Source organism: Poseidonocella sp. HB161398, assembly GCF_005870025.1.
Taxonomy (GTDB): Bacteria; Pseudomonadota; Alphaproteobacteria; order Rhodobacterales; family Rhodobacteraceae; genus Mangrovicoccus.
In genome coordinates this window covers 1-1,472 of the sequence record NZ_VATA01000217.1, presented here as the reverse complement: position 1 = coordinate 1,472, position 1,472 = coordinate 1, and the positions used below count along the sequence as shown (strand labels likewise).

General features: G+C 63.7%; 1 protein-coding gene and 2 pseudogenes. 1 reads left to right on the top strand and 2 read right to left on the bottom strand.

The genetic code is table 11. The features are described 5' to 3' along the window. Positions 1-191 (top strand): transposase domain-containing protein (locus tag FGX59_RS36870; protein ID WP_138473476.1); only part of this gene is annotated, 191 nt, incomplete at its 5' end. A 28-nt stretch (positions 192-219) separates the two neighbouring features. Here FGX59_RS36870 and FGX59_RS36865 read toward each other — a convergent pair. Further along, positions 220-345, bottom strand: a pseudogene (locus FGX59_RS36865) (transposase); the annotation flags it as partial. A 64-nt stretch (positions 346-409) separates the two neighbouring features. Then, positions 410-1,132 (bottom strand): annotated as a pseudogene (locus tag FGX59_RS39205) (IS3 family transposase); the annotation flags it as partial. Between the last annotated feature and the right edge of the window lie 340 nt (positions 1,133-1,472).

The following is a 1,472-nucleotide window of genomic DNA, read 5'->3' as shown; positions in this document are numbered from 1 at the left end:
ATGCCCTATTCGCGGGCCATGACGAGGGCGGCCGGTCCTGGGGCCGCATTGCGTCGCTGATCGAGACGGCGAAGATCAACGGCGTCGAACCCTTCGCCTATCTCAAGGCCACGCTGGAGGCGATCGCCGCCGGACATCCGCAGAAGCGGATCGACGAACTTCTTCCATGGAATTTCAAGCCGTCAACCTGAGATCCCGTGATCCCGGAACATCGCTTACCTTGTATTTGTAGAACGTCGCCGTGCTGACCCCGTGCTTGCGGCAGACATCGGCCGTCGCCATGCCCGCCTCCTGCTCCTTCAGCATCCCGATGATCTGCTCTTCGCTGAACCTTGATCGCTTCATTGTCCGTCTCCTGGTTGGGGCGGACTCAACCTCAAACTGGAGGAAGATGCGGGTCTCAGGTCACGGCCAGCCACTTCTGGTTCGGCCGGTCGGCCTGGAAGTCCCGGTCAAGAATGTTGTCGGCGATGACCGAGCGTTCGCCATCGTCCTTCGGCTTTCCGCGCCGCTTCGGTCTCGCCCTCATGGCGTTCTGTCGCATGAGGCGCTCGATCCGGTGCAGCCCGCAGGACAGCCCGTCCTCGAGCACGTCACGCCAGATCCGCTGAGCGCCATAGGTACGGTCGCTGGCCTTGAAGCTCTTGTCGATCTCCATGACGAGCTTCGCGTCGTCACTCGCAGGGGCGCTGATCGGCCGCTTTAGCCAAGCATGGAAGCCAGACCGGGAGACGCTCAGCACGTCGCACATCCAGCTGACCGGCCAGATATGCCGAGGCTTCGCAACGAATGCGGATGTCATGTCGCTTCCCGCGCGAAGTGAGCCGCGGCCTTCGTCGGGAAAACAGTCCCCCGGACTGTTTTCTGATCCTCCTCAGTTTAGGATGTCACGCTCCGCTTTGAGCTTGGTGACCTCCTTCTTCAGGGCTGCGATCTCGGCCAGGTCCGGGCGTTGCTGACCGTTGCCGGGGAACGACGTGGCAGGCGCCACCGTCGCTTCACGCATCCAGCGCCGCAGCACACTCTCTGCCAGCTCAAGATCCCGGCAAGCCTGAGAGACCGACACGCCCCGTTCGGTCACCAGCTTCACCGCCTCGATCTTGAACGCGCGGCTGTACTTCCGTCTCTTCATTTCCACTCTCCAGTTCCATGGTCACGATCTTATCTTCGTGTCCACGGAACCGGCAGCAGGCCATGTCCCCGAGGCCGAGCCTCTGCGGCCCGAGGCTTCCCTTCGGGACGAACCCCGGGTGCAGGTCCTACCGCACATGCCGACCCTGGCCGAGCCTGCCCGCATCGTCGAGCAGATCGTGGCCGATATCGGCCATCTGCAAGCGGGCGCGGCGCCGACGAACCGGGGTCGACCCGGCGCGGCTACAGAAAATGGGGCCGGGACGCGAACACGCCCCGGGCCGTTTCCGTGTCGGGGATCAGGGCTGAGTCCGGAAGGCCTGCACGGTTTCCCAGGCCAC